This window comes from Massilia aurea (assembly GCF_040790145.1).
Lineage (GTDB): Bacteria > Pseudomonadota > Gammaproteobacteria > Burkholderiales > Burkholderiaceae_D > Telluria > Telluria aurea_C.
The window spans coordinates 121,666-147,251 of record NZ_JBFMMP010000010.1; the positions used below are offsets into that span (position 1 = coordinate 121,666).

Sequence of the window (25,586 nt, forward strand, 5' to 3'; positions counted from 1 at the left end):
GGCTATGGCGATGGCAACTGCTTCAATTGGTCAGAAACGCAACCAGCTTTGGAATCACGACATCGGGCGCTTCTTCCATCAGCCAATGGCCGGCCCCCTTGACGATCACGCCATCGACATTGGTGGCCACCAGCCGCGCCTGGGTAATCAGCACATCGCCACTGGCCTTTTCGCCGGCCAGCACCAGCATGGGCATCGGCAGCGGCGTTTTGGCCAGCTCGGCGAACTGCGCGGCATCCTGCTCGAAATTGCGGAAGTATTCCATCCCGGCTTTCATGTGCCCGGGTTTGGCATACTGTTTCGCGTAGAAGCGGCGATCGGCTTCCGGTACCGAGCGTGTCTTGTCGGCGGCGAAGTCGTTCCAGAAGTGCTCGAAGTAGATGCGCTCGCGCCCGCTCACCAGGGCCAGCGGCGTCGGCCCATAGAAATGGAAATGCCAGAGGTCGCGCAGCAGCCACACATCTCTCCAGTTGCCCACGCCGGGCAGGAAGGCGTCCATCAGCACGATCTTCTTGACCTCGCCCGGGAACTGGGCCGCGTAGGCGTATGCCACCATCAGGCCGATGTCGTGCCCCACCAGCTGGACCTGGCCGAGCTTGAGCGAGCCGGCCAGCGCGTGGATGTCACGGGCCAGGTCGACCTTGGCATAGCCGTTCTCGGGCGCATCGGACGAGCCGGCGCCGCGCAGGTCTGGCGCAATCACGAGATGGGTTTTTGCGAGCTGCCTGATCAGCGGCACCCACATATGCGAGGTCTCCGCGTAGCCGTGCAGCAGGACGATGGGCTCGCCCTTGCCGGCGACCAGGTAGTGCAACCGCACGCCATTGACCTGGGCGAACTTGCTGGCGATATCTTGCGCGCTTACCGCGCCGGTGACGCCGGCCAATGCCAGGAAGAGCAGGCAGATGGCCAGCCGAGCGCGATCCAGAAGAAGCCTGAAAGGTGTCATGACGCCGTCCCGGGAAAGAGTGATCCGAAAAATCGTACCCACTGCATTTCTACGTGTCGCATGCCGATCAGACCAGCATAGACCTGAGCCTTGCGGGACGCAACCTGAACCTGATGCGAAAATTCCTACTCCTCTTTCGCTTCCTTGGCTTCCTTCGCGCCGAACAGGCGATCCTTGGCCGACAGCAGCTTCTGCACCTTCGAGCCCATCTTCATCAGCTGCGCCATGGATTCCGGCGACAGGCGTTGCAGGTCGTCAAACCAGTTATTGGCCAGGTCGACCAGCTCATGCATCTCGCGCATGCGTTCTTGCGCGAACTTGTCTTCGGGATTCTTGGCATTGGCCAGCAGGGATTCGCGCAGCACCGACAGGGTGGGGGCGACTTCGCGCCGGCGCCGTTCGGCGGCCACCACGCGGAAGATTTCCCACACATCGCCCAGCGACGTGAAGTATTCGCGGCGGTCGCCCGGAATGCGCGACAGGCGCACCAGGCCCCACGACTGCAATTCTTTCAGGCCGATGCTCACGTTCGAGCGCGAGATGCCGAGTTTCTCGCCGATGTCGTCGGCATGCAGCTGTTCTTCGGAGACGAAGAGCAGGGCATAGATCTGCCCCACCGTGCGGTTGATGCCCCAGCGGCTGCCCATCTCGCCGAAGTGACTGACAAACGTTTGGACAAGTGGCGTCATGGTTGCGAACTTTTCGATGCTTGTGAAAGCAGGATTATCCCACGTCACCCGGACACGCACCACGCGCGCCCGCGTTTTGGGCCACGTTGTTAATACATTCGTAATTCCCGACTAACCTGGTCACCCATTGCAGACAAACCAAAAGTTCACGCGCATAATCCGTCTAACTTTTGAAATTCCTGAAGTTTTAGAAAATTCAGAAAGCTTGTTGCAGGACGTCTGCCGCTTTTTCACCAACAGGTTCGGAGAATAATCATGCCATGCAGCAAACCCCGTGGCGCGGCGGCATCAGCCGGTCCCGCCCGCAGCGCCACCCTGGTGCTGAGCGGCGCGGCGCTGCTGTGGATCCCGCAGGCGGCGCTGCTGGCCCATGCTGTAGCGCGTCTGGCGCAGGGCGCCGGCCTGGCCGACATGCTGCTGCCGGCGCTGGCGTTCCTGCTGCTTGGCATGCTGCGCGCCAGCAGCGAAGCGTGGGGCGCGCGCTGCCTGTTCGCGACGTCGCGCAGCCAGCTCGCCGCCATGCGCCAGGCCGCCGTGCACGCCCTGGCGGCGCGCTCGCCGCTGGACCGGGCGCGCCTGGCGTCCGGCCAGGCCGCGAGCATCGTTGCCGAGCAGGCCGAAGCCGTGCTGCCATGGCTGCTGCGCTACGGGCCGGCGCGCCTGCGTGTGGCGCTGGCGCCGCCCGCCATCGCGCTCGTGGTGGCGTATTTCTCGTGGGTCGCCGCGCTGATCCTGGTGCTGGCCGCCCCGCTGACTCCCCTGTTCATGGCCGTCATCGGCTGGCGCGCCAAGGCCGCCAGCGAAGCGCAGCTGCAACTGGTCGGCGGCATGAGCGGTTTTTTGCTCGACCGCTTGCGCGGCCTGTCGACGCTGCGCGCGCTGGGCGCCGTCGACGCCACCGCCGGCCGGGTGCGGGCAACGAGCGAGGCCGTGCGCGCCAGCACCATGCGCGTGCTGCGCATCGCTTTCCTGTCGTCGACCGCGCTCGAATTGTTCTCGGCGCTGGGCGTGGCGCTGGTGGCGGTGTACGTGGGCTTTCATCTGCTTGGCGAAATCGGGCCCGGCAGCTGGGGCAACCAGCTGACCTTGTTCGAAGGGTTATTTGTGCTGCTGCTGGCGCCGGCGTTTTTCGAGCCGCTGCGCGAACTGGCGGCGGTGTGGCACGACAGGGCGGCCGGCGAGGCGGCGCTCGAGGCGTTGGACAAGCTGCAGTCGGCCGGCTTGCCGCTGCCGGGCGCGCTGGCAGCGCTGGACGCGCCGGGTGGGGCGCTGCGCATCGGCCGCGCGCCATCGGTCGATATCGACGGCCTGCGCTTTGCCCACCCGGGCGAGGCGCCGCTGTTCGACGGCCAGGACCTGTATGTGCGCGTGGGTGAACACGTGGCGCTGGTCGGCCCCAGCGGCAGCGGCAAGACCACGCTGCTGTCGATCGTCGCCGGTCTTGCGCCGGCAGGTGGCGGCGCCGTGCGCATCGGCGGCGTGCCGCTGGACGACGCATCGGCCGCCGGCCTGCGCGCACGGATGGCCTGGATCGGGCAGAAGCCGCACGTGTTTGCCGGCTCGGTGCGTGCCAATGTGGCGCTCGAGCGCGCTGGCGTCACGGTCGATGCCGTCAGCAACGCGGTAGGACGAGCGGGCCTTGGCCACATTCAGCATGCCAACCCGGGCGAGAGCCTGGGCGAGGGCGGCCTTGGCCTGTCGGGCGGCGAGCTGGTGCGCCTGGCGCTGGCGCGCGCGGTCTGCGCGCCGCACGCCGGGCTGCTGCTGGTCGACGAACCCACGGCCCACCTCGACCGCGACACCGCCGCCGGCGTGACCGACGCCCTGCTGCGCCTGGCGCAGGGCCGCACCATGATCGTCGCCACCCACGACCTGGCCCTGGCCGCGCGCCTGGGCCGCGTCGTGCGCATCGGCGAACCACTGATCCAGCGGAGCGCAGCATGAGATTCGATGACGACATGAAACCGGTGCTGTCCCTGTTTTTGCAGAGCGGCGGGCGGCGCCTGGCGCTCGGCGCCTTTCTGGCGACGCTGGTGGTGCTGGCCGGGATGGCGCTGCTGGGCACGTCGGGCTGGTTCATCACGTCCGCTGCGCTGGCCGGGCTGGCCGGGGGCACCGTCATGTTCAATGTATTCGTGCCGAGCGCCGCGATCCGGCTGCTGGCCCTGGGCCGCACGTTCGGCCGCTATGCCGAGCGCACCGTCACGCACGACGCCACGTTCGGCGTGCTGGCCGCATTGCGCGAGCGGCTCTTTCGCGGCTGGGCCACGCCGCAGGCGGCGCGCGCCTTGCTGCGCCGCCCCTCGCGCCTGCTGTTTCGCCTGACGGGCGACATCGACGTCCTCGAATCGATCTACCTGCGCCTGGTCGTGCCGGCGTGTGCCGCCTGCGGCGCGGCGCTGCTGGCCGGTGTGGTGCTCGCGAACCTCGACTGGCGCCTCGGCATGGCGATGTTCGGCTGGCTGCTGGTGTTCGGCTGGGGCGTGACCTTTACCGTGGCGCGCCTGGCGCGGCCGACCGCCCTGCGCCGCGCCCGTGCGCTGGAACGCTTGCGCGCCCAGGCCATTGACCTGGTCGCCGGGCAGACCGACCTGGCGATGGCCGGCCGCCTCCCGGCGCAATGCGCGCAGGTCGCGCGCCTGGACGCCAATCTGGCGCGCCACGACGATGCGCTGCACCGTCTGGAGACCGGCGCCGGCTGGGTCTATGCGGTTGGCGGCCACCTCACAGTCGCTGGCGTGCTGCTGGCGGTGGGCACGCTGGCACAGCACAAGGCGCTCGGCGCACCCGCCGCCGCGCTGGCGCTGCTGATCGCGCTGGGCGCGCTGGAACCGTTTTCCGCGCTGCGGCGCGGCGCGATCGACGCCGGGCGCAGCTGGCTGGCGGCGCGCCGCGTGGCGCCGCGCCTGCGCCGGCAAGACAAGGTCGCCACGCCGACGCCGACGCCAACGCCGCTCGAGGCCAGCGACGCGCTGCAGCTGTGCGCCGCCAGCGTGGTCCATCCCGGTCGCGCGGGCGCGGCGCTGCACGCCATCGACCTGCGCATCGGCGTCGGTGAGCGGGTCGCCGTGGTGGGCAGCAGCGGCGTGGGCAAGTCGACGCTGCTGGCGCTGGCCGCTGGCGAACTGGCCGCGCATGAAGGCCAGGTGTGGGCACGGCCTTGCACCTGGCTCACCCAGCGCACCGAGCTGTTCTGCGACAGCCTGCGCGATAACCTGCGCCTGGCCGATCCCGCTGCCACGGATGACCAATTGTGGGCCGCGCTCCATGCGGCCGGCCTGGACCAGGACGTGCAGGGCTTCGCGCGCGGACTCGACACGCCGCTGGGCGAGGGTGGCCTTGGCCTGTCGGGCGGCCAGTCGCGCCGCCTGGCGCTGGCGCGATTGCTGCTGCGCCGGGCCGACTTTTGGCTGCTCGACGAACCGACCGAGGCGCTCGACGGCGCCACCGCGCTGGACGTGCTGGCACGCCTGGCCTTGAACGCCCGAGGGCGCACGCTGCTGGTGGCTACCCACCTGCGGCGCGAGGCGGCGCTGGCCGACCGCCTGCTCGTGATGAACGACGGCCGCATCGATGCCGACCTGCGGCGCGGCACCCAGGCATTCGATGCGGCGCTGGACGCACTGCGCAATCAATAACAACAACCAACCAACGATGTACCTGAAAAGAAAGGATTCACCATGGATCTCGACGTTGTCGGGCTCTCCCGACTGCAGTTTGCCTTGACGGCGCTGTACCACTTTTTGTTCATTCCCCTTACGCTGGGGCTGGCCATGCTGCTGGCCATCATGGACACCGTGTATGTGATGACGGGCCGGCCGATCTGGCGCCAGATGACCAAGTTCTGGGGCGTGCTGTTCGGGATTAACTTCGCCATCGGCGTCTCGACGGGCCTCGTGATGGAGTTCCAGTTCGGGATGAACTGGAGCTACTACAGCCACTACGTCGGCGACGTGTTCGGCGCGCCATTGGCAATCGAAGGCTTGATGGCGTTCTTTTTGGAAGCGACCTTCGTCGGCCTGTTCTTCTTTGGCTGGGATCGCCTGTCGAAAGTGCAGCACATGGTCGTGACCTGGCTGGTGGCAATCGGCACCAACCTGTCGGCGCTGTGGATCCTGATCGCCAACGGCTGGATGCAGAACCCGATCGGCGCCGCCCTGAATCCGCAGACCATGCGCATGGAAGTGACCGACTTCGGCGCGGTGCTGGCCAATCCGGTGGCGCAGGCCAAGTTCGTGCACACGGTGTCGGCCGGCTACGTGGTTGCGGCGATGTTCGTGCTCGGTGTGTCGGCCTGGTATCTGCTCAAGGGCCGCCACGTCGAACTGGCCAAGCGCTCGATGACGGTGGCGGCCGCGTTCGGCCTGGCCGCGTCGCTGTCGGTGGTGGTGCTGGGCGATGAAAGCGGCTATATGGCCACCGAGCACCAGAAGATGAAGCTCGCTGCCGTTGAAGCCATGTGGGAAACGCAGCCGGCGCCGGCCGCCTTTACCGCCATCGGCTTTCCTGACCAGGACGCGCGCGAGACGCACTATGCGATTCACATTCCCTGGGTGATGGGCCTGATCGGCACGCGCTCGCTGGGCAACGAGATCCCCGGCATCAACGACCTGGTGAAGCTGGCCGAAGTGCGCATTCGCCAGGGCATCGAGTCGTACGACGCGCTCGAGCAGATCCGCGCACTGGGTGGGCGCGCTGCCGTGCCGCCGGCCCTGCAGGCGCGCTTCGAGGAGCACAGCGCCGTGCTTGGGTATGCGCTGCTGCTCAAGCGCTACGTCGACGATCCGCGCCAGGCCACCGACGCGCAGATCAAACAGGCTGCCCTCGATACTGTGCCGCAGGTCGCGCCGCTGTTCTGGTCGTTCCGTGTGATGGTGGGCCTGGGCATGTATTTCATCGTGCTTACGGCCGTATTCTTCTGGCTGTCGGCGCGCCGCCATCTGGACGCCCATCCGTGGTTGTTGAAGGTGGCCGTGTGGTCGATCCCGTTGCCTTGGATTGCCGCCGAAGCCGGCTGGATCGTGGCCGAGCTGGGCCGCCAGCCATGGGCCATCGAGGGTGTGCTGCCCACGGCCGTGGCGGTGTCGAACCTCGGCATCCAGACCGTGTTGACGACCCTGATCGGTTTCGTCGTGCTGTATTCGGTCTTGATCGTGGTGGAGATGAAGCTGATGCTGGGGGCCATTCGCAAGGGGCCGGAAGACGAACCCGAACACGCCCCGGGCGCCCACAGCCCACTGGTCGGCACCACGCCGGCAATGCGCACTGCGCCCATGATCACTGCGGAGTAACACACCATGATTCTTCATATGCTTCTCGACTACGACACGCTGCGCATCATCTGGTGGCTGCTGCTGGGCGTTCTGCTGGTGGGCTTTGCCGTCACCGATGGCTTCGACCTGGGCACCGGCACCTTGCTGCCATTCGTCGCCAATACCGACCTGGAACGCCGGGTCGTCATCAACGCCGTCGGCCCCGTGTGGGAAGGCAACCAGGTCTGGCTCGTGCTGGGCGGCGGCGCGATCTTTGCCGCCTGGCCGCAGCTGTATGCGGTCTCGTTCTCGGGCTTTTACCTGGCGATGGCGGCGGTTCTGCTGGCGCTGATCCTGCGCCCGGTCGCCTTTAAATATCGCAGCAAGCGTGACAGCATCGCCTGGCGCACGACCTGGGATTGGGCGCTGTTTGTTGGCGGCTTCGTGCCGGCGCTGATTTTTGGCGTCGCGATGGGCAATGTGCTGCAAGGCGTGCCGTTCAGGCTCGCACCCGATATGCAGATTTTTTACGAGGGCGACTTCTTCGCCTTGCTCAATCCGTTCGCCGTGCTGTGCGGCCTGGTGTCGGTGGCCATGCTCGTGATGCATGGCGCGGCCTGGCTGGTGCTCAAGACCGATGGCCTGGTGGCCAGCCGTTCGCGCGCCTGGGGTATCCGCGCCGCGATTGCCACCGTGCTGCTGTACGCCGTGGCCGGCGTGCTGCTGTGGAGCCTCGTCGATGGCTACCGCATCACGAGCGAGGTGGTGATGACCGGGCCATCCAATCCGCTGTACAAGACCGTCGACGCGGGTGTATCGGGCATCTGGTTCGCCAACTATGCCGCGCAGCCGTGGACCCAGCTCGCGCCGGCGGCCGGTATCGTCGGCGCGCTGCTGACCTTGCTCGCGCTGGTGCGGCGCTGGGAAGGCGTGGCCATGCTCACGTCGAGCCTGTCGATCGCCGGCATCGTGCTCAGTGTGGGCGCGTCGATGTTCCCGTTTATTTTGCCATCGTCGGTCCAGCCACAGGCCAGCCTGACGGTGTGGGATTCGTCGTCGAGCCACCTGACGCTGTTCATCATGCTGGTGGCGACCTGCATGTTTTTGCCCCTGATCCTGGCCTATACCAGCTGGGTCTACAAGGTCATGTGGGGCAAGGTGGTACCGAGCGACATCAGCGGCGGCAAACACCACGCTTATTAATTCAGCGAACAATACAATCAGAAAGGACTTCACCATGTGGTATTTCGCCTGGCTACTCGGCTTGCCGCTTGCGGCTGCTTTTGCCGTCCTCAACGCGATGTGGTACGAGCTGATGGAAGATGCGTAGCGCCAGAAAATGTGACGACAGGCTTGCCGGAGCAACGCAATTGCGCTGGCAAGCGCCAATGTCATCACCCTGTCAAAGTCATTCGACAGTATTCGAACCGTGGCCCGGCGGTGTAAGCGACCGGGACCGTTGAATCGAACCATGACTGTCAGTATGCAAACCAATCTCGCCATCGTCGCACTCTCCGCTCTTGCCCAGGAATCCCGTTTCGCCGCGTTTCGGCTTCTGGTGCAGGCCGGCCCTCAGGGCCAGTCCGCAAGCCATATTGCAGCAACCCTCGATATGCCGGCATCGTCCCTGTCATTCCATCTGAAGGAACTCACGCACGCGGGCCTGGTCGCGCCGCGTCAGCAAGGCCGCTTCATCTTTTATCGCGCGCGCGTGGAGACCTTGCAGGGCCTGATGGAGTTCCTGTCCGCCACCTGCGGCAACGCAGGCGCGCAGTCGATGCAGGAGCGTCTGGCGACGGTATGATAGTTGGGGCCGGAATCGCCGGCGCAGCCATCGACGAGGATCGCCGTGACGTCAACAACTACGCCGCAACGTGTGCAACGTGTGCAACTGAGCCGCAAGAAGGGTTGGCGCATGCCGCCCAACACCATCTCGGTGGCGCGGCCCGGCAAGTGGGGTAATCCGTTTTCGGTGCTGCCCGAACTGGCGCCGGGCACACCGGCAGGGCGCTATATCGCGATGCCGACGGTAGAAGAAGCGGTGGCGGCGTATCGCCTGTGGCTGCAGATCGATCCGGCGGGGCGGCAGGTGGCGCAAGCAGCGCACGCCACGTTGCGGGGGCATGACCTTGCCTGCTGGTGCCGGCCGGGTACGCCGTGTCATGCGCAGGTGCTGATCGATCTCGTGAATGCGTGATGCTTATTTGCCTGCGGTGACGTTGCCGATGCCCGACACCGACTTGCTCACCGACTTCGGTTTGCCGTAATACGTCAGGTTGCCCAGGCCCTGCACGCTGGCGTTAAGCTTGTTGGTGGCATGCACGCTCACGTCGCCGATGCCGCGGAAGGTGACGTCGGCATCCTGTGCGATCAGGTCCTTGGCTTCGACTTCGCCCACGCCTTCGGCGTTCAGGCGCAGCTGGCCGACCTTGCCGTTCATTTGCAGGCTGCCGGCGCCGCGGTAGTTCACGTCGAAGCGCTCGGTGCGCACATTATTCAGGATCATCAGGCCGGCGCCTTCGCCGCGGAAGCTGGTCAGCTCGGGCATGGTGACGATCACCCGTTCGCCATCGTCGATATTGACGTTCTTGCTGTTCTTGTCCGCGAAGGACAGGCGCAGTTCGTTGCCAACGACCTCGGTCTTGACGCGGTCGATGAATTTCTGGTTGCCCTCGACCCGCACCGAATGCGCTTTGCCCACTTCGACCACCAGGCTCACCGGGCCTTGCGAATCGATGGTCTTGAACGGCGTCACGCTGCGCATCTGTTCGGCGGCCTGGACCGAGAGGGATGCGAGCGACAGAAGGGCGACGATGACTGCACGTTTCATGATGTTCTCCAGTGAGTTGATGGAGTCCATTCTAGGCATGCCGTAGCTCGCAAGCCCCGCCCTTGCGATGGATTGCAAGAAACGGGGGCTGAACTGCACAGGCGCCGTACATGGACACAGTGCTCAGTGCTTGGTAGCGAGAAATTCGCCTTTGCCGACGGGGACCAGGCTGGTGCTCCAGCCGGGCGCGCAGCGCAACGCCTGCATGAAGGGCGCCAGTTCTTGCGCGTGCGAGGTGGCGTTGTCCACCACGATCAGCCCGCCCGGGCGCAGCACGCGCCCGATCTGCGGCAGCCAGGCGAGGTAGGCAGTGCGCTCCGAGTCCAGGAACACGATGTCGAACGCTGCATCGTCGCCGGCGGCCAGCAGGTCGCCAGCGTCGCCTTCTACCTGCCGCACGCGCTCCTGCAGGCCGGCCCGGCCGACGTTATCGCGCGCCATTGCAACTTTCTTTGGCGACAACTCGATCGTCGTGACGAGGCCATCGTGCGCTGCGGCCGCTTCAGCCAGCCACAACGTGGAGTAACCGTTCGACGTGCCGATCTCGAGAATACGGCGTGCGCGCATGGCGCGCACCAGCACGGCCAGGAACTCGCCGGTATCGTGGGTGATATTGAGCATGCGGCTGGCACGGTTCTCGTGGGCCGCATCGTGACTCGCGCCGAAGGTTTCCAGCTCTTTCAGCAAGGCTTTAAGTGAAGTAGTCAACGGTTGTCTCCTTTTTGTCAGGGAAATCGAGGCGCACGATTGCGACGTTGCTAATATTGACGAAGCGATAAGCCTATAATCTTTTCGTCTCTTTAGAAGTCCACATCATGCACATCTCGACCATCACACTACCTGAAATGAAGCTTGCAGGGCTACCGGTAGTTTCGGCAACGTCGGCGCCAACCTCCGCGTCAGCTTCGGTGGCAACCTCGATGCCGGAAGCGGATTTGCCCGAGACCTGGAGGGCATTTCTCGCCCGTGAAGGTGAGCTGGGCGAGCACAATGGCGTGCGCTACGGTGTGTCCGTGACGCAGCCCGATGGTGTCAAGGTCGAGTGCGTGGCGGTCGAAGTCGCTGACTTGGGCCAGCTTCCGCCCGGCATGATCGGTATTGCCGTGCCGGCGCGCCGTTATGCCCTGATGACCCATCGTGGCCCGATGGTCCATGCACAAGCCTCGCGCGTGACCGGCACGGCGGCGATGGAACAATTGGGCATGGAAGCCGATGAAGAGGGTATCCGCCTGGAGCGCTATGATCGCCGTTACACGCCAACGGTCGACGACGGCGCCCGCCCGGACAATGCTTACGACATCCTGGTGCCGCTGTACGGCTGAGCTGCTGTCGATCGGTGGTGTCACGACCCGCGTCTGGGCCGTGCCAAGCTTGCTATCTGAATGAATTGGTGCCGGTATATTTCCCGACCGCCGGCGCCGGTAGGGCAGCTTGCGCTGCCGTGTTCCCTTCCCAAGGAGCACTTGCATTGTGCTGCTTAAATGTGACAACCGTTTGACGGTCTGGACGCTTTCACTCTTTCCTGCTTGTTTCCTCTCGTAAAGTGCACCGATAATGTCCGCTTTGCGGTCGCCAAGGCCGCCAGCGACAGGAGCAATACGTGAACGAGCAAGATTCCGGACCGGACGCGTCCACCCAGCCAGGCAACCCCGCGCGCCGGCGCATCTTCCAGGCAGCCGCCGCTGCCGGCATGGTGGCCGGCGCCGGCACGCTGCCGGGCGTTGCCGGTGCGGCGCCAGCCGCCAAGGCGCCAACGAAGCGTTCGCTGGACGCCAAGCTGCGTGCCCACGTCAAGAACGTGGTCGTGATTTACCTGGAAAACCGCAGCTTCAACAATCTGTTCGCCGATTTCCCGGGCCTGGCCGTGCCCCTGGCGAGCGTGCCGGCGGCCAGCCTGCAGCAGCGCGACCGCGACGGCTCGATCCTGTCGACCTTGCCCAAGACCTGGGGCGGCATGGTGCCGGGCCGCCAGAATATCGGCGGCAAGGATTACCTGATCGACGAAAAGCAATTTGCCAAATTGCCGAACGCACCATTCAAGCTGATGGACAGCGAGGGCAAGCCGCTGCCGGAAGCGATCGTCACGCGCGACCTGGTGCACCAGTTCTATCACAACCAGATGCAGATCAACGGTGGCCGCAACGACGGCTTTGCCGCCTGGTCGGATGCCGGTGGCATGGTGATGGGCTATTACGGCGAAACGTCGAAAAACCTCGGCCTGTGGCAGATCGCGCGCGAATTCACGCTGTGCGACAACTTCTTCATGGCAGCATTTGGCGGCTCGTACCTGAACCACCAGTTCCTGATCAGCGGCCGCGTGCCGGAATACTTCAACGCCGCGCAGACGGCGGCCAAGTCGAAGATCGCGGTGCTGGCCGACGGCCCGCAGGGCGTGCGCCTGGCGCTCGAGCCCGATTCGCCGAAGTCGGCGCTCGAGGGCAAGCCGAAGTTCGTGCGTAATGGCGCCATGACGCCGGATGGCTACGCCGTGAACACGATGGCGCCCCCATACCAGCCAAGCTGGGTGCGCCCGGCGGTCGATGGCGACCCGCAGCACGCCGACCCGCAAGACGCCGGCGTGCTGCCGCCGCAAACCTACAACACAATTGGCGACCTGCTGTCCACGCGTGGCGTGAGCTGGGCCTGGTATGGCGGCGGCCAACAAGCGGCGCTCGACGGCCGTGGCGCCGGCCAGAAGCCGAACTTCCAGTACCACCACCAGCCATTCAATTACTTCAAGCAATTCGCGCCAGGCACGAAGGCGCGCGCCAAACACCTGCGCGACGGCGGTCTGGGCGACAGCCCGATATCGAACCGTTTTATTGCCGACGTCGTCGCCGGCAAGTTGCCGGCCGTGGCGTTCTACAAGCCGCAGGGCAACCTGAACCTGCATGCCGGGTATTCCGACATCGAGTCTGGTGACGCCCACGTCGCCAACATCATCGAGCACCTGAAAAAGTCGCCCCAGTGGAAAGACATGGTGGTGGTAATCACGTTTGATGAGAACGGCGGCTGGTGGGACCACGTGGCGCCGCCCAAGGGCGACCGCTGGGGCCCCGGTTCGCGCATTCCCGCGATTGTCGTGTCGCCACACGCCAAGCGCGGCGCGGTCGACCATAACTTTTATGACACCACGTCGGTGCTGCGATTCATCACGCGCCTGCACGGCTTGCCGCTGCTCGAAGGCCTGGCTTCGCGCAATGCCGCGTTCGAAGCGCGCGGCGCCCGTCCGCCAGGCGATCTGACGGCCACATTGCAGTTCCGCTGACACGGCGCCAGCCGTTGCATGCGTACGAGCCAGCCCGCCGAGGCTGGCTTTTTTTCGTCGAAAATTTCCTGTTGGCTAACGCGCGCTGGTTTCGATGACACAGGTATACAGTCGGCGCACTCGATGTTGTTTCGTTGATAACCGTCGTCAAGGCGGGTCAGTCAAGCAGTATCGAATCGACTAAAAACACCAGGCAAGGGTTCCGGCAATGACGCCGGTTCTGATCCCAATACTGTCTAGAAAACGGAGATACACCATGCAAAATACCAAAATCATCAAGCGCCTGTTGGCCGTGTCGGTTGCAGCAGCCATGTTCGGTTCGGTTGGCGCGCAGGCGCAAACCGCCGCGTCCACGCAAATGGGCGCCAGCACCACTGCCGCCACCGCCAGCGGCACGGCCAAGCTGACTGCCGCCGACCGTAAAGCCATCATGGACATGGCGATGTCGAACATGGCCGAAGTTGAAATGGGCAAGATGGCGCAGAGCAAGGGCCAGAACGCCGACGTGAAAGCATTCGCGCAGAAAATGGTCGATGACCACGGCAAGGCGCTGACCGAAGTGCAGACCCTGGCGCAATCCAAGGGCGTGACCCTGCCGACCGAACTGGACGCCAAGCACAAGGCCATGGGCGCCAAGCTCGAGAAAATGAGTGGCGACGCGTTCGACAAGGCCTATACCAAGCAGGGCGGGGTCGGCGCGCACAAAGAAACCCTGGCCAAGTTGCAAAAAGCGTCGAAAGCGGCCAAGGATACTGACGTGAAAGGTCAGGTCGACAAAATGATCCCCGTCGTGCAAGAGCACTTGAAGCATGCTGAACAGTTGGCCAGCGGCAAGGCCGGCAGCACCGGCAGCTCGGGCGCGGCAGGGCACACCGGCTCAAGCCACTAAGCGTTTATCGCGAGTCGGCATTGACCGGGCCGGCGTCAGGGTGCGCTCGCACCCGTGGCGGCGGTTCGGTTTTCCATTTGCCTTCGATCCGCTCGATCACGATCTCGATGCCGACGATGGCCTTCAACATCGCATCGATATACTCGGGCGGGGCGTCGCTCACCGCCCACGGATCGGGTTGCGTGCCCTCCATGCGGTCGGTCAGGTGCGTCACCTGCGCCAGCAGCCAGGCCGGCTCGTCGATCGTGCGCAGCCGGCCGTGCACATGCACCACGTTGTAGGTCCAGGTTGGCACTACCCGACCACCGGTCTCTTCTTTTTCCACGCGGTCCGGCGTGGCATAGCCCGCCGGCCCCCGAAACACCACCAGTACCTGCTGCCCGTCGCGCCGCCAGACCGGATTGCCGCGCGCGACGTGGGCCCGCAACACGGCGCCGCCGGCCGCCAGTTCAAAAGGCAGGTGGTCGGCATCCGGCGCGCCGTCATCGTGCGTGACGAGTATCGCCAGCGGATGCTCGGCGATCAGGGCGTGCAGACAGGCTTGGTCCTTCTGCGCGAAACGGGCGGGGCAATACATTCAGCGGGTCTCCACAATGACGATCGTCAGGCCGCCGTCGAACTGATTCATGGCAATCTTTCCAGATTCGATGACGCTTATTCTAAATGGCGAATTGGCTTTTCAAAATAGCCAATTCCAGCCAAGATGAGTGTAGCAATTCAACGTCAGTCTTCATGCATGTCCACGACCTGATCGCCGCCACCCCGCTGCACCGCAGCGGCGACATCCCGCTGTTTCGCCAGTTGTATTGCTGGCGCCGGGCGACGGCATCTTGCTCGAGTCGCCCGGCTACCAGGGCGCAGCGCGCCGCTGCGCGTGGCCGGCGCGCGCATGTTCACGCTGCCGGTCACCGACGAAGGGATGGGCGTGGCCTACGGCGCGCTGCATCATCCGGACGCGCGCATGGTGTTCGCCACCACATCGCACCAGCTGCCGCTGGACGTGACGATGAGCCTCGCGCGCCGGTTCGAGCTGCTGCGCTGGGCCACGGCCAACCGCGCCTGGGTGATCGAGGACGATTACGACAGCGAGTACCGCTACACCGGCCCGCCGCTGGCGTCGCTGCAAAGCCTAGATCGTGCCGGCTGCGTCATCTACGTCGGCACGTTTTCAAAGGTGCTGTTCCCGGCGCTGCGGCTCGGCTACGTGGTCGCGCCACTCGCGCTGGCCGAACTACTGGCGCGCGCATATCGTGCGGATCGTAGGTGAGAACTACCGCTGAAGCACCATCGACAGGCCGGGATAATGAAAGGCGAGATGTTGCAGGAATGGGCTGGACACGGACGATGCTCAGTGACAGAGGTGTATCGGCCTAAATCGCTGGGACGACAAAATCTATATCAGTTTTCAGTCGCCGTTGACACATATGCCGCGATCGATTCGGAGCGGCCTCTTTTTGAACTACTGGCGGACGCGGCTGACATCGAGTGGCAAGAGCTCCCCGCGACTGAGTGCCGGCGCGTAGCCAGTGAATATTGGCGAGATTTCGGCGCTGGTAGCTCAACTATACTCACGTGAGCGAAACGGCACGCTTAGATGCCGAAGAACACAAGATCATGAAAAAACTGGGCTTTGTCCTGACTGCGGCAGTGATGCTGTCCGCATGTTCACCGGACTCATCGCTGTCCGAAACGAAGATAAGACTTGCCGACGCGAATTTGAAAATTACCGCGCTCGAGAAAGAGCTCGCTGAAGCGAAGGCAACTACTAAGAGCACCCGATCAGCCGGTACGCCATCTGTCAAAGGCGAAAGTGCTCCAACAACGCCAGTCAAACCTAGCGCCGAATCCATTGGCCAACAATGGCAGTATGACATCAGCGAAGACGCCATGTCGGGCAAGAAAAGGTACACGGCCACCGTGCGAAGTTCCAATACTGCATCTTTTGGCTTTCCATATTCTGGCGCGCAGCATGGAACCTTAACGCTTCGTGCTCAAGGTAAGGGGAAAGACGTCCTGTTTTATATTGAGCGCGGTCAAATCCTGTGCCCCTCATACCAAGGTTGTCGCGCACTTGTGCGATTTGATGATGAGAAGCCAATTCGATTCGCTGCAAACGGTCCAGCAGACCATAGCTCCGAAACTATATTTCTTTCCGATGAAAGCAGCTTTTTAAACAAGTTAAAGAAAGCGAAGCGCATACGTCTGGCTGTTGATATATACCAAAACGGCGCACCAGCTTTTGAGTTCGACGTCAGTGGGTTTGACCAGGACAAATTCCAACCGAAGCTATAGCTACTATGAACCAAGCCAAAACTATTCTCCTCGGCGTTGCCATCCTAGGGGCCCTCGCTGTAGCTTTGTTCCTCTGGAAGTACGGCGAGTGGGTGGCGATCCCGAATGCCCGGGCGCCAATGGTGGCCTTGCTGAAAGATCCTGCGAGCGCAAAGACCCGCAACGAGCGCATCACAAAAGCTGGAGCACTGTGCGGGGAGGTCAACGCAAAGAACGGGATGGGCGGATACGCCGGCTTTAAGCGCTACATTTCTCTAGGCCCTGAAAGCAATTACATCGAAGGAACTGGAAGTCTTAGCAAGGCCACCACGGAAGAGCTCGTCGAGCGGTTTGAGCAGAAAAATGCAATGTTGAAGACGTATCTCAGCCTGCAAAGGGATGGTGTTGATGTAGCTCCGCCCTCTGAAAGTCGCATGGACGAACTGATTGAGGAAGAAATCTTCCGCGAGCGTTGGCAACAGCTTTGCGAGGCGAAGTCAGCTTGATGGCACGCACACAACCAGTAGGGCTTGAGGGAGGCTACATCGTTCTCATCAAGAATCGCCTACAAGCAAACGAAGAGACCGATCCCGCCAAGTGGGCGCTCTGGAAGATCATTTGGGGCTGCTCCTCTTTCGAAGAACTGGCAGGGAAGGCGCCGGATCCGGTGAACACCACTAGAACAGGCCGGCGCATCACCTGGCGCACTGAAGTGCGGTGGGCTTTAAAGCAGGGGTGGGTAAAAAAGGTCGGAAGTGGCGATCAGGACGAGAGTGACGAAGTGGGCGCCTCATAGCAGGCTAAGCGTATGGTTAAAGCCGTGATACCAGCGGAGCGATGCAATTAGATCGGAAGGAACAAGAGCAGCCGATCATTTTGATAAAGCAAGACAGGTTTCGTCCAGCGGGATAACCAAGCGAACTATTTAATTGGGCATTTGAATAGCACAAGGCATATTGAATATCGCGATGCCTAAAAAGAAAGCGGTCTCGCGGCAGGCTAAGCACTTGATCAGATTGAAGATTGTGGCCCGCCCTAAGGAAATCAAATCCCCGACCCACAGCTTAGAAGGCTGTTGCTCGCGCCGCCGCAAGGTATGATGCCCCGAACGCCACCGAGACCACCACCATGACCGATCCCGACCGCCTTTCCCCGGACAGCATCAACGCCTTGCAAGCCCGCTTCCAGGACCATTCGCGCAAGGCCCAGACACATTACGCCGTCATGCACGAGGCACGCCAGCTGCTCGGCAGCGACGATGCAGCCGATCGCTGGATGACCACGATCCAGCCCGGGCTGGGCGAGACCACGCCGGCCGAGCTGGTTGCCGCCGGCCGCGTCGATGAGGTGCTGGCCTGCCTGCGCAAGACGCCGCCGCGCGGTGCCAAGCGATGACCATCACCCGCTGCGCCTGGGCCAATATGGCCAACCCGCGCTACATCGCCTATCACGACCACGAATGGGGCGTGCCATGCCACGATGAAAACACGCTGTTCGAGATGCTCAATCTCGAAGGCGCGCAAGCCGGCCTGTCGTGGGAGACCATCCTAAACAAGCGCGACACCTACCGCGCCGCGTTCGATGGCTGGGATGCGCACAAGATCGCGGCCTACGACGACGACAAGAAGGCCGAGCTGCTGGCCAATCCCGGCATCGTGCGCAACCGCCTGAAGGTGGCGGCGGCCATCACCAATGCGCGCGCCTACCTGGCCATGCGCGAGCAGGGCCTGACGCTCGATGCCTACCTGTGGAGCTTCGTCGACGGCACGCCGATCGTGAACGACTGGCCCGACCGCGGCCGCCCGGCGCGCACCGAGCTGTCCGACCGCCTGTCCAAAGACCTGGCCAAACGCGGCTTCAAATTCGTCGGCTCGACCATCGTCTACGCGTATATGCAGGGCATCGGCATGGTCGACGACCATGACCGCGACTGCGTCTGTCGCACGCGGCGCTGACATGCAGGTGCAGGACCACTGGCAGGGCCGTACGCGCTACACCGTCTTCGACAGCGACTATGGCGACGGCGCGCACGTCGCCGCCCTGATCGCGGCCTGGGGCGCCGACCCGCAACGCCCGCAGTACCTGCACGTGGTGGCGCTGGCCACAGATCTGCAGCCGGGTTTTCACCGTATCCCGCAACCCGATGCCGGCGTTACGCTCGACCTGCTCGCGGCGCCGCTGGACACCGCGCTGGCCGAACTCAACGCGCATCTCGATCTCATCCGGCTGCACGATGCAACCGGCAGCGCGTTCGCACGCCCACTGGCGCGCTTGACGACGCTTGGCGCGCGCCTGGCCGCGCCCGGACTCGATGATGATCAGCGCGCCGCCCTGACAGCGCAGGGCTTCGTGTTCGAGAATCCCGGCCACGCGGTCTTCGCCAGCCGCAAACCGCGCCTGCCCGTCACGCCCCAGCCAGTCCGCCATGCGCTGGTGCTCGGCGCCGGCCTGGCCGGCTGCGCACTGGCCGCGCGTCTGTGCGCGCGCGGCTGGCACGTCACCTTGATCGAGCGGCATCCAGACGTGGCGATGGAAGCCTCGGGCAATCTGGCCGGCATCTTCATGCCGCTGCTCTCGCGCGACGACAACGTCCCGACCCGCCTGACGCGCGCCGCCTACCTGTACGCGCTGCGCTTGTGGGCGCAATTGGGCGGCGTCGGCCAGGCCTTCGACGGCGCTGCCTGCGGCGTGCTGCAACTGGCGCGCGACGCCGATCACGCGGCGGTCTCCCGCGTCATCGCGGACGAACACACCGTGCCGCCGGACTTCGCGCGCTGGCTCGAATCCGCCGATGCCGAAGCATTGCTTGGCCTGCCGGCGCCAGACGGCGGCTGGCTGTTCCCGCAAGGCGGCTGGGCGCGCCCGGGCAGCGTGTGCGAGGCGCTGCTGGCCTCGTGCGGCGCGCGCCTGACGCGACTTTTCGGCGCGGGCGACGTGACGCTGGAGTACGAAGAAGAGACCTGGCTGGCGCGCGCCGCCGATGGCGCGGTGCTGGCCGAGGCGCCGACGGCGGTGCTGGCCAGCGGCGCCGGCGCGCGCCGCATGGCGCTTGCCGCCGATCTGCCGCTGCAGGCGCTGCGCGGCCAGGTCACGCACCTGGCGCCGGGCGCCGCGCCGCAGCTGCCGCTGGTGCTGTGCCGCGAAGCCTACCTGACGCCGTCCGCGCAGGGCGTGCTGTGCGCCGGCGCGACCTATGACCTCGACGCCGATCCCGCGCTGCGTACCAGCAGCCAGCGTGAAAACGTCACGCGCCTGCGCGCGCTGGTATCCGATCCGCATGCGGCCGAGGCGGCGCCGCTCGCGGGCCGCGTGGGCTTTCGCTGCGTGGCGCCGGACCGTCTGCCGCTGGTCGGCCGTCTGCCCGACTTCGCTGCCGCAGGCAGCACCGAGCGCCTGCGCGACGTGCCGCGCCATCCGGGCCTCTACGGTCTGCTGGGCTATGCCTCGCGCGGCCTGATCTGGGCGCCGCTGGCGGCCGAGCTGCTGGCGGCCCAACTGGAAGGCGAACCGCTGCCGCTGGAGATGGCGCTGGTCGACGCACTCGATCCGGCCCGGTTCGTGCTGCGCGCACGCCGTGGCGGTCGCCAGCCCGTCAACACCGCTTTTGACGTTTAGTTGTTGCGTTGCCGCAAATGTGCGCTCAAGCCGGGCAAACGCGTCCAAACTGTGCCGGTCGAGCCGGTATAATTTATCGCTAGCAACTCTTAACCGCCGAAGGAGACACGTTCGCGATGGAAGATGCACCACATTCGCCCGAGCTGTTCCTGTTTCTCGCGGTGACGGCGCACGACATGAAGAACTCGATCAGCGTGCTGTCCGGCACGCTCGAGCGGTTGCTCGACGGCGCCACGCCCGAGACCGAGAAGGCATATGGCCAGATGGGCCAGATGCTGTACCAGACGCGCCGCCTGAACGACAACCTGATGCAGCTTCTTGCGCTGTACAAGCAGGTCGGCAAGCCCGGCTACCCGTTCGATGCGCAGCCGCTCGAAGTGGGGCAAGTGGTCGAGCAGGTGGTGGCGCTGTCGCGCGTGCTGCTTGAATCGCGCGGCATCCGGCTCGAACTCCAGATTGACGCCGACGTCATCGCGCATGTCGACGAAGACCTGGTCGTCGGCGTCGTCTCGCATGCGGTCAATAACGCGCTTCACTACACGCGCGACCGTATTTTGCTGGCCGCGCGCGAGGTCGATGGCGAGCTTGAAATCCGTGTCGAAGACAATGGTGCCGGTTTTCCGCCGTCTCTGCTGGCGGCCGGCACGCCCGAAAGCGGCGACATCGGCGTTAATTTCGCCACCAACAGCGCGGGCCTGGGCCTGTATTTTTCGAGCGAGGTGGCGCGCATGCACCACCATCGCGGGCGCCATGGCGCCGTGCGGCTCGAGAACGGTGGCGCGCTTGGCGGCGGCTGCTTCATCCTGACCCTGCCATGACCACGTCCGCAGCGCCTGGCGCGCCTGGCGCGCCGATGATTACGCCGGCCACTGCGCCTGCTGCACCCGCCGCGCCCGAGTCTGCGCTGCCCAAGGTGCTCGAGCAGATCGACTGGGCCACTAAGCAGTACCTGATCGTCGACGATTTCGCCGGCATCCGCCAGCTGCTGCGCGAAAGCCTGCGCAGCCTTGGGGCGCGCAATATCGACCAGGCATCGAGCGGCGGCGAGGCCATGAACCTCTTGAACCGGACCCGCTACGACGTCGTGCTGTGCGATTACAACCTGGGCGAAGGCAAGAACGGCCAGCAGGTGCTCGAAGAAGCGCGCATCCGCCAGTTGCTGCTGCCATCGAGCGTGTTCGTGATGGTGTCGGCCGAAAAGAGCGTCGAATCGGTGATGGGCGCGGCCGAGCACCAGCCCGATGCCTACCTGGTCAAGCCGATCACCGAGGGCGTGCTGCTCTCGCGCCTGAACCGCGTGTGGCGCCGCAAGCAGATCTTCCGCCTGATCGACCAGGCCTTCGTGGAAAAGGATTACCTGCGCGCGGCGCACCTGTGCGACGAGCAGATCGCCGCCAATCGGGCGCACGTGATCGAGCTGCTGCGCATGAAGGCGCGCATGCTCGAGCGCAGCGGCCAGCCGGCGCGGGCGCGCGCGGTGTACGAGCAGGTGCTGGGCCAGCGCGAATACCACTGGGCGCGCGCGGGCCTGGGCAAGATCCGCCTGGCCGATGGCGACTTCGAGCAGGCGCGCCAGATGTTCCAGACCGTGATCGCCGAGAACCAGCACTACATCGACGCCTACGACCAGCTGGCGCTGGCCTACCAGGGCCTGGGCCGGCACGACGAAGCTGCCGCGATCCTCGAGCGCGCGGCCAAGCTCTCGCCCAACTCGGTGCCGCGCCAGCGCAACCTGGGCCAGGCCGCGCTCAAGCTGGGCAATGTCGCGCTGGCCGAAAAGGCGTTTCGCAAATGCCTGGTGATCGGCGAGTACTCGATCCGCAAGACGCCCGACGCCTACCTTGGCCTGGCGCGCGTGTGCGGCCTGAAAAACAATACCAAGGATGCGTTGCAACTGCTGCTGCTGGCCCAGCGTGATTTCGGCAGCGAATACGACGACATGGCGCTGCGCGCCAAGATCACCGAAGGCCTGATCCATCATGAGAGCGGCGACTACCGCAACGCGCGCCGCGCCGGGGATGAACTCGAAACGATGCTGGGCGCCGACCCGAAGCGCCCCGGCACGGCGATCTGCATCGAGCTGGCGATTCTGCTGTTCGCGGTGGGCGTGAAAGAGACGCCGGGCGAGGTGCTGGCCCACGTGGTACGCAATAACCACGACAACAGCCTGCTGCAGGATGAGGTGCAGGCCATCTTCGACAAGGCGCGCCTGGGCGAAGAGGGCGCGGCCATCATCCGCGCCGCGCGCAAGGAAGCGGTGGACCTGATGAACCAGGGCGTCGTGCTGTGGAAGAGCGGCAAATTGCCCGACGCGGTCAAGTGGATGCGCATGGCGCGCGAGCGGCTGCCGGACAATGTGCGGGTGCTGTTCAACGCCGTGCAGATCTCGATCTCGCACATGCAGCAGAGCGGCTACGACGAGGAACTCGACGTCGAGGCGCGCACGGTGCTCGAGCATGTCGACAAGCTGCAGCCGGGCCAGCAGCGCTTCGCCCAGTTGATGGAGCAACTACGCGGCTTGCGCCCGAAAGCCGATCCTGCTGCGCCCACGCCGGCCGATGCGCCAGACGAGAAAGAAGTGGCCGCCGAAGCGCCGCCCGAGCCAGCGCCGGTTCCTAAACCAACGCACAGCAACCGCTTCGGGTAGGCCGCTCACGCGCCGCCCGGGCGCTCCGGCCCGTGCTTGCGCAGCAGCTGCGCGCACAGGACGCCAATATCGCAATCGCCACCGGCGGGCGTCGCCGCCTGCGCCGCCTCGGCCAGCGCGCACCCGACCACGTGTTCGCCGAGCGCCCGATAGCTTTCAAACCGGGCTTCATCGAACCAGCCGTCGGCCAGGCTTTCATGCGGGTAGTCGGGATGCAGCTTGCGGTAATTGAGCAGGTCGGCATTCTCGTTGCCGACGATCGCCGGCTTGATGTACAGGATGACGCCATCGTCGGCGTCGCGGTCGGCCTGGCTGTAGCGGATGCTGCCGGCGGCGCAGCTGGCGCGGCACAAGCCGTCGTCCGGCTTGATGCCAAGGCGCGACACGTCCAGGTCGATCCGCACGTGCAGGTCGGTGGTGCAGCGCCGGATCGCGTTGCCCAGGTCTTCGAACGCGTGCTCGCGATCGCTTCCGACGTCGACCGCGATCACCAGCCGGCAGCGGCGCCGCACCAGTTCATAGATACCCAGGTTGTCGAAGTGGCCGCCATCGCTCAGGTGCACGTAGCCGGCATCGGCACCCTGCTGGCCGAACAGCTCGGACAAGAGGCTGAACAAGCCAATGGGCGGCGATGAACTGGTCCAGGTCGGGCGCGCGGGGTTGGGACACCAGCGCCCCAGGCGCACATTGAACATCGTCATCAGGAAGTTCAGCGGCGCCGACGAATGCGCGCCCATGTTCGGGCTGGCCGCGGCGCCCGACAGCGCCACCGCCATCCCGAGCCGCACGCCGGCGTCGTCATCCAGGCCCACGCCGGCGCGCGCGGCATAGGCGGCGGTGGGGCGATAACACCCCGTGCCCCCGGGACCTGACAGCTCATAGCCGCACCAGCGCGGTGTGAATGCGAACGAGGCGGTGCGGCGCGTCTGCCATGCCAGTTCTTCGCCACCCACCAGGTTCAGCGCCGTGTTCACGATCGGGTACGGGCGTGCGTGCTTTGACTCGGCCAGCAGCATGTCGTCGTCGGGATCGAAGCCGGTGAACGGATGCGGGCGGCGCGCGCGGTTGGCGGCGCCGAACCAGGCGCGCACGACGCGGTTCCGGTACAGCATGTAGAGCGAAAACTTGTTGATGTCGACGCGCCAGCCAAGCACCAGCGCGGCGCCGAGAAAGCAGGCGAAGGCCACGAGCAGCGTGCTGCCGTCGGTGGCCAGCGTGGCATCGGCGTGGGCCTCGAACACGCAGGCCAGCGTGGCGCCGGGGCAGTCCAGGCGCGGGGGCGCCACCGTCAGCTGCACCAGGCTGCTGAGCAGGGCGAAGATCCCGATCGTGAACACGTACGGCGCCAGGCGCGCCATCAGTTCGAGCTTCGGATCGCGCGCGGCGCGCGCGCCGGTGGCGCCGCCGCTGCCGGCTTTCAGGCCGAAGGCGGTCATTGCCAGCCAGCCGAGCAGCGTGCCCAGGTTGGACCACGGCTCGTAGGTGAGCCAGGCCCAGTGCAGCAGCGGTGAGAAAAAGAAGCAGATGCCGTACGCGGCCAGCCAGCCGAGCGCGAAGATCGCGCTCCAGGCGCCCTGGCGGCTCCACCATTCGCGGCTCGCGTCGCTGTACTGGCGGCCGATCAGGCCGATCATGAGGTTCATGGTGACGGCGAACAGCGCCATCATCAACGGCATGCCGAAGGTGGCCAGGGCGATCGCGTTATTGAGCAGCGGATGCGCGCTGGGCGACGGCAGCAGCGCCAGCCCCACCAGCAGCAGCATGGTGCCCAGCGTGAGCGCGCCCATCGCGCAGGCGAAGTGCGACAGGCCTTCGCCCAGATCGGCGCGCGTCAGGTCGCGCAGCGGCGGATCGGCGCGCAGGTGCATGTACATGACCAGCCAGGCGGCAAGCACCAGCAGCACGCCGGCGCCGCCGCACAACCACCATGACAGCTGCGCGCCGCCGTCCGGCAGCCACGCCAGCACTGCGGGGGCAAAGGCGCGCGCGGCTTCGAGCAGCACCAGCAGCACCGCCAGGCCGCCGGCGCTGCACACGGTGTAGCCGGCGCGCCGGAAGGGACTGGCCCGGTCGTGCGCCAGATACCAGCCGCAGGCCCAGACGATGAAGTAGACCACGCCCGGCGCGAGCAGCCAGTAGGGCCGGGCCGCCAGTTGCGGCGATAGCAGCGTCGCCGGCGCCGCGCCGCCGTGGCGCCACAGCGCGAGACTGCCGAGAAAGCCCGCCAGCAGCAGCGGCAGATTAATGCACCACAGGACCGCGCCCTGCGACAGCGGAAAGCGGCGCACGCCGCGCGAGCTTTCGGGTTTGCTGGAGATCGACAGCGCGATGCAGAACACGGCGCACAAGAACAGCAGCACGCCCGCGATCCAGGCCACATCGCCCAGGCGCGCCCACGGTCCGTCCGGCGCCACCACCCGGTGCATGCCCCAGACGGCAAAGCGCGGCAACAGCAGCAGGGCGCACAGCCACGCCACCAGCATCGTCAGGTTCAGCCCTGTGTTGCGCACATAGGTGCCAAGCAGGGTCCAGGTATCGGCGCTGAACATGCCGCCCTGCGGAGACAGGTAATTGCTGTACTGACGCAGAAAGCGCAGTTCGGGCGCCTCGCTGCTGCCGGCCGGCGGTGCAAGGAGCGCTTCGACCTTGTGGATGTCACCGCCATGCGCGTGCAGGCAGCGCGCCAGCCAGCCGCCGACGAAGCCGCCGCCCGAGACGGTGGACAGGTAATCGATCCGGCCCAGCAAGCGGTGGCGCGCCAATGCCTGCAGGGCGCCCAGCCCGAACGTGGCGCTGCGCACGCCGCCGCCGGACAAGGCCAGGCCGGCGAGCATGCCGCCGTGGGCGCGTGCATGCAGGCGTGCGCGGTCAGGCGGCACGCCGGCGTCGAGCGGTTCGCTGCTGGCGGGGCGCAGCAGATCGAGTTCATCGCGCAGCACCTCGCCGAACAGCAGGCCGGCGCCGAGGTCCAGGCAGCGCAGGGTGTCGGCATCGATGCTGTTCGATGACGCCAGGTTATGACGGCGGCGCAGCAGCGCGAAGGCGTCGTGCAGTTCACTGATCGTGTGCGCGTTGGGTGGTGGCTGGCAGCCGGCGGCGGCGAGTTTGCGGCGCAGGTCGTCGACCTGCGATGGCGTCAGGTGGGACAGGTCACTGGGTAGCATGGGGCGCTCCGG

24 protein-coding genes and 1 pseudogene are annotated in these 25,586 nt (G+C 65.4%); 19 read left to right on the forward strand and 6 right to left on the reverse strand.

Annotated features, from left to right (window positions below):
• Nucleotides 1–22: 22 nt before the first annotated feature.
• Nucleotides 23–949 (reverse strand): alpha/beta fold hydrolase, encoded by a 927-nt coding sequence (locus AB2N08_RS15155; RefSeq protein WP_367611491.1) that lies wholly within the window; start codon nt 947–949, stop codon nt 23–25.
• A 125-nt stretch (nt 950–1,074) separates the two neighbouring features.
• Entirely contained in the window at nt 1,075–1,638 is a 564-nt protein-coding gene (locus AB2N08_RS15160; protein ID WP_367611492.1) for a GbsR/MarR family transcriptional regulator, read from the reverse strand.
• A gap of 255 nt (nt 1,639–1,893) precedes the next feature.
• Between AB2N08_RS15160 and cydD the strand changes: the two genes are divergently transcribed.
• From cydD to AB2N08_RS15195, 7 genes are all read left to right on the forward strand, one after another.
• Nucleotides 1,894–3,582 (forward strand): thiol reductant ABC exporter subunit CydD, encoded by a 1,689-nt coding sequence (gene cydD / locus AB2N08_RS15165; protein ID WP_367611493.1) that lies wholly within the window; start codon nt 1,894–1,896, stop codon nt 3,580–3,582.
• Complete coding sequence (locus tag AB2N08_RS15170; protein WP_367611494.1) at nt 3,579–5,276, forward strand: amino acid ABC transporter ATP-binding/permease protein; 1,698 nt, start codon at nt 3,579–3,581, stop codon at nt 5,274–5,276. Before cydD ends, AB2N08_RS15170 begins: the two co-directional genes overlap by 4 nt.
• Before the next feature lie 42 nt (nt 5,277–5,318).
• Entirely contained in the window at nt 5,319–6,929 is a 1,611-nt protein-coding gene (locus tag AB2N08_RS15175; RefSeq protein ID WP_367611495.1) for a cytochrome ubiquinol oxidase subunit I, read from the forward strand.
• Between the two features lie 6 nt (nt 6,930–6,935).
• Complete coding sequence (cydB, locus tag AB2N08_RS15180; protein WP_367611496.1) at nt 6,936–8,093, forward strand: cytochrome d ubiquinol oxidase subunit II; 1,158 nt, start codon at nt 6,936–6,938, stop codon at nt 8,091–8,093.
• Nucleotides 8,094–8,127: 34 nt separating this feature from the next.
• Nucleotides 8,128–8,220 carry a cytochrome bd-I oxidase subunit CydX gene (gene cydX, locus AB2N08_RS15185; RefSeq protein ID WP_367611497.1) on the forward strand — a complete coding sequence of 31 codons (93 nt, stop codon included), beginning with the start codon at nt 8,128–8,130 and terminating at the stop codon, nt 8,218–8,220.
• 153 nt (nt 8,221–8,373) lie between these two features.
• A complete protein-coding gene (locus AB2N08_RS15190; protein WP_183554016.1) occupies nt 8,374–8,694 on the forward strand; it encodes an ArsR/SmtB family transcription factor in 321 nt (106 codons plus the stop codon).
• 45 nt (nt 8,695–8,739) lie between these two features.
• Complete coding sequence (locus AB2N08_RS15195; RefSeq protein WP_367611498.1) at nt 8,740–9,087, forward strand: DUF4326 domain-containing protein; 348 nt, start codon at nt 8,740–8,742, stop codon at nt 9,085–9,087.
• Nucleotides 9,088–9,090: 3 nt separating this feature from the next.
• Here AB2N08_RS15195 and AB2N08_RS15200 read toward each other — a convergent pair whose 3' ends face one another.
• Complete coding sequence (locus tag AB2N08_RS15200) at nt 9,091–9,720, reverse strand: head GIN domain-containing protein (protein ID WP_367611499.1); 630 nt, start codon at nt 9,718–9,720, stop codon at nt 9,091–9,093.
• 123 nt (nt 9,721–9,843) lie between these two features.
• Nucleotides 9,844–10,428: an O-methyltransferase gene (locus tag AB2N08_RS15205; protein WP_367611500.1), complete on the reverse strand. Its 585-nt coding sequence runs from the start codon at nt 10,426–10,428 to the stop codon at nt 9,844–9,846.
• 137 nt (nt 10,429–10,565) lie between these two features.
• Here AB2N08_RS15205 and AB2N08_RS15210 point away from each other — a divergent pair, with 137 nt between their 5' ends.
• From AB2N08_RS15210 to AB2N08_RS15220, 3 genes are all read left to right on the forward strand, one after another.
• The gene (locus AB2N08_RS15210) at nt 10,566–11,042 is read left to right on the forward strand and encodes a GyrI-like domain-containing protein (protein WP_367611538.1); all 477 of its coding nucleotides are present in this window, start codon (nt 10,566–10,568) and stop codon (nt 11,040–11,042) included.
• Between the two features lie 278 nt (nt 11,043–11,320).
• The gene (locus AB2N08_RS15215) at nt 11,321–12,988 is read left to right on the forward strand and encodes an acid phosphatase (RefSeq protein ID WP_367611501.1); all 1,668 of its coding nucleotides are present in this window, start codon (nt 11,321–11,323) and stop codon (nt 12,986–12,988) included.
• Nucleotides 12,989–13,244: 256 nt separating this feature from the next.
• The gene (locus AB2N08_RS15220) at nt 13,245–13,877 is read left to right on the forward strand and encodes a DUF4142 domain-containing protein (protein WP_367611502.1); all 633 of its coding nucleotides are present in this window, start codon (nt 13,245–13,247) and stop codon (nt 13,875–13,877) included.
• Between the two features lie 4 nt (nt 13,878–13,881).
• Here AB2N08_RS15220 and AB2N08_RS15225 read toward each other — a convergent pair whose 3' ends face one another.
• Nucleotides 13,882–14,454 (reverse strand): FMN-binding negative transcriptional regulator, encoded by a 573-nt coding sequence (locus AB2N08_RS15225; RefSeq protein WP_367611503.1) that lies wholly within the window; start codon nt 14,452–14,454, stop codon nt 13,882–13,884.
• Nucleotides 14,455–14,680: 226 nt separating this feature from the next.
• Between AB2N08_RS15225 and AB2N08_RS15230 the strand changes: the two are divergent.
• The 9 genes and pseudogenes from AB2N08_RS15230 to AB2N08_RS15270 form a co-directional block, all read left to right on the forward strand.
• Nucleotides 14,681–15,123, forward strand: a pseudogene (locus tag AB2N08_RS15230) (aminotransferase class I/II-fold pyridoxal phosphate-dependent enzyme); the annotation flags it as partial.
• Nucleotides 15,124–15,449: 326 nt separating this feature from the next.
• A complete protein-coding gene (locus tag AB2N08_RS15235; protein WP_367611504.1) occupies nt 15,450–16,169 on the forward strand; it encodes a hypothetical protein in 720 nt (239 codons plus the stop codon).
• A gap of 5 nt (nt 16,170–16,174) precedes the next feature.
• Nucleotides 16,175–16,654 carry a hypothetical protein gene (locus AB2N08_RS15240; protein ID WP_367611505.1) on the forward strand — a complete coding sequence of 160 codons (480 nt, stop codon included), beginning with the start codon at nt 16,175–16,177 and terminating at the stop codon, nt 16,652–16,654.
• Complete coding sequence (locus AB2N08_RS15245; protein ID WP_367611506.1) at nt 16,654–16,944, forward strand: hypothetical protein; 291 nt, start codon at nt 16,654–16,656, stop codon at nt 16,942–16,944. Before AB2N08_RS15240 ends, AB2N08_RS15245 begins: the two co-directional genes overlap by 1 nt.
• A 332-nt stretch (nt 16,945–17,276) precedes the next feature.
• The gene (locus AB2N08_RS15250; RefSeq protein WP_367611507.1) at nt 17,277–17,543 is read left to right on the forward strand and encodes an antitoxin Xre/MbcA/ParS toxin-binding domain-containing protein; all 267 of its coding nucleotides are present in this window, start codon (nt 17,277–17,279) and stop codon (nt 17,541–17,543) included.
• A complete protein-coding gene (locus AB2N08_RS15255) occupies nt 17,540–18,103 on the forward strand; it encodes a DNA-3-methyladenine glycosylase I (RefSeq protein WP_367611508.1) in 564 nt (187 codons plus the stop codon). The genes AB2N08_RS15250 and AB2N08_RS15255 overlap by 4 nt, the downstream gene beginning before the upstream one ends.
• Nucleotides 18,069–19,763 carry an FAD-dependent 5-carboxymethylaminomethyl-2-thiouridine(34) oxidoreductase MnmC gene (mnmC, locus tag AB2N08_RS15260; protein WP_367611509.1) on the forward strand — a complete coding sequence of 565 codons (1,695 nt, stop codon included), beginning with the start codon at nt 18,069–18,071 and terminating at the stop codon, nt 19,761–19,763. The genes AB2N08_RS15255 and mnmC overlap by 35 nt, the downstream gene beginning before the upstream one ends.
• Nucleotides 19,764–19,879: 116 nt before the next feature.
• Complete coding sequence (locus AB2N08_RS15265; RefSeq protein ID WP_367611510.1) at nt 19,880–20,581, forward strand: sensor histidine kinase; 702 nt, start codon at nt 19,880–19,882, stop codon at nt 20,579–20,581.
• Entirely contained in the window at nt 20,578–22,410 is a 1,833-nt protein-coding gene (locus AB2N08_RS15270; RefSeq protein ID WP_367611511.1) for a tetratricopeptide repeat protein, read from the forward strand. The genes AB2N08_RS15265 and AB2N08_RS15270 overlap by 4 nt, the downstream gene beginning before the upstream one ends.
• A gap of 5 nt (nt 22,411–22,415) precedes the next feature.
• On the opposite strand, the gene AB2N08_RS15275 is transcribed toward AB2N08_RS15270, so the two are convergent.
• On the reverse strand, nt 22,416–25,574 hold the full coding sequence (locus AB2N08_RS15275) for a patatin-like phospholipase family protein (RefSeq protein ID WP_367611512.1): 3,159 nt from the start codon (nt 25,572–25,574) through the stop codon (nt 22,416–22,418).
• Nucleotides 25,575–25,586: the final 12 nt, after the last annotated feature.

Bases quoted from the DNA above. Each gene is read 5' to 3' on its own strand.
- AB2N08_RS15155 (WP_367611491.1), bottom strand. From the start codon at position 949: ATGACACCTTTCAGGCTTCTTCTGGATCGCGCTCGGCTGGCCATCTGC.
- AB2N08_RS15160 (WP_367611492.1), bottom strand. From the start codon at position 1,638: ATGACGCCACTTGTCCAAACGTTTGTCAGTCACTTCGGCGAGATGGGC.
- cydD (WP_367611493.1), top strand. From the start codon at position 1,894: ATGCCATGCAGCAAACCCCGTGGCGCGGCGGCATCAGCCGGTCCCGCC.
- AB2N08_RS15170 (WP_367611494.1), top strand. From the start codon at position 3,579: ATGAGATTCGATGACGACATGAAACCGGTGCTGTCCCTGTTTTTGCAG.
- AB2N08_RS15175 (WP_367611495.1), top strand. From the start codon at position 5,319: ATGGATCTCGACGTTGTCGGGCTCTCCCGACTGCAGTTTGCCTTGACG.
- cydB (WP_367611496.1), top strand. From the start codon at position 6,936: ATGATTCTTCATATGCTTCTCGACTACGACACGCTGCGCATCATCTGG.
- cydX (WP_367611497.1), top strand. From the start codon at position 8,128: ATGTGGTATTTCGCCTGGCTACTCGGCTTGCCGCTTGCGGCTGCTTTT.
- AB2N08_RS15190 (WP_183554016.1), top strand. From the start codon at position 8,374: ATGCAAACCAATCTCGCCATCGTCGCACTCTCCGCTCTTGCCCAGGAA.
- AB2N08_RS15200 (WP_367611499.1), bottom strand. From the start codon at position 9,720: ATGAAACGTGCAGTCATCGTCGCCCTTCTGTCGCTCGCATCCCTCTCG.
- AB2N08_RS15210 (WP_367611538.1), top strand. From the start codon at position 10,566: ATGAAGCTTGCAGGGCTACCGGTAGTTTCGGCAACGTCGGCGCCAACC.
- AB2N08_RS15220 (WP_367611502.1), top strand. From the start codon at position 13,245: ATGCAAAATACCAAAATCATCAAGCGCCTGTTGGCCGTGTCGGTTGCA.
- AB2N08_RS15225 (WP_367611503.1), bottom strand. From the start codon at position 14,454: ATGTATTGCCCCGCCCGTTTCGCGCAGAAGGACCAAGCCTGTCTGCAC.
- AB2N08_RS15240 (WP_367611505.1), top strand. From the start codon at position 16,175: ATGAACCAAGCCAAAACTATTCTCCTCGGCGTTGCCATCCTAGGGGCC.
- AB2N08_RS15245 (WP_367611506.1), top strand. From the start codon at position 16,654: ATGGCACGCACACAACCAGTAGGGCTTGAGGGAGGCTACATCGTTCTC.
- AB2N08_RS15250 (WP_367611507.1), top strand. From the start codon at position 17,277: ATGACCGATCCCGACCGCCTTTCCCCGGACAGCATCAACGCCTTGCAA.
- AB2N08_RS15255 (WP_367611508.1), top strand. From the start codon at position 17,540: ATGACCATCACCCGCTGCGCCTGGGCCAATATGGCCAACCCGCGCTAC.
- mnmC (WP_367611509.1), top strand. From the start codon at position 18,069: ATGACCGCGACTGCGTCTGTCGCACGCGGCGCTGACATGCAGGTGCAG.
- AB2N08_RS15265 (WP_367611510.1), top strand. From the start codon at position 19,880: ATGGAAGATGCACCACATTCGCCCGAGCTGTTCCTGTTTCTCGCGGTG.
- AB2N08_RS15270 (WP_367611511.1), top strand. From the start codon at position 20,578: ATGACCACGTCCGCAGCGCCTGGCGCGCCTGGCGCGCCGATGATTACG.
- AB2N08_RS15275 (WP_367611512.1), bottom strand. From the start codon at position 25,574: ATGCTACCCAGTGACCTGTCCCACCTGACGCCATCGCAGGTCGACGAC.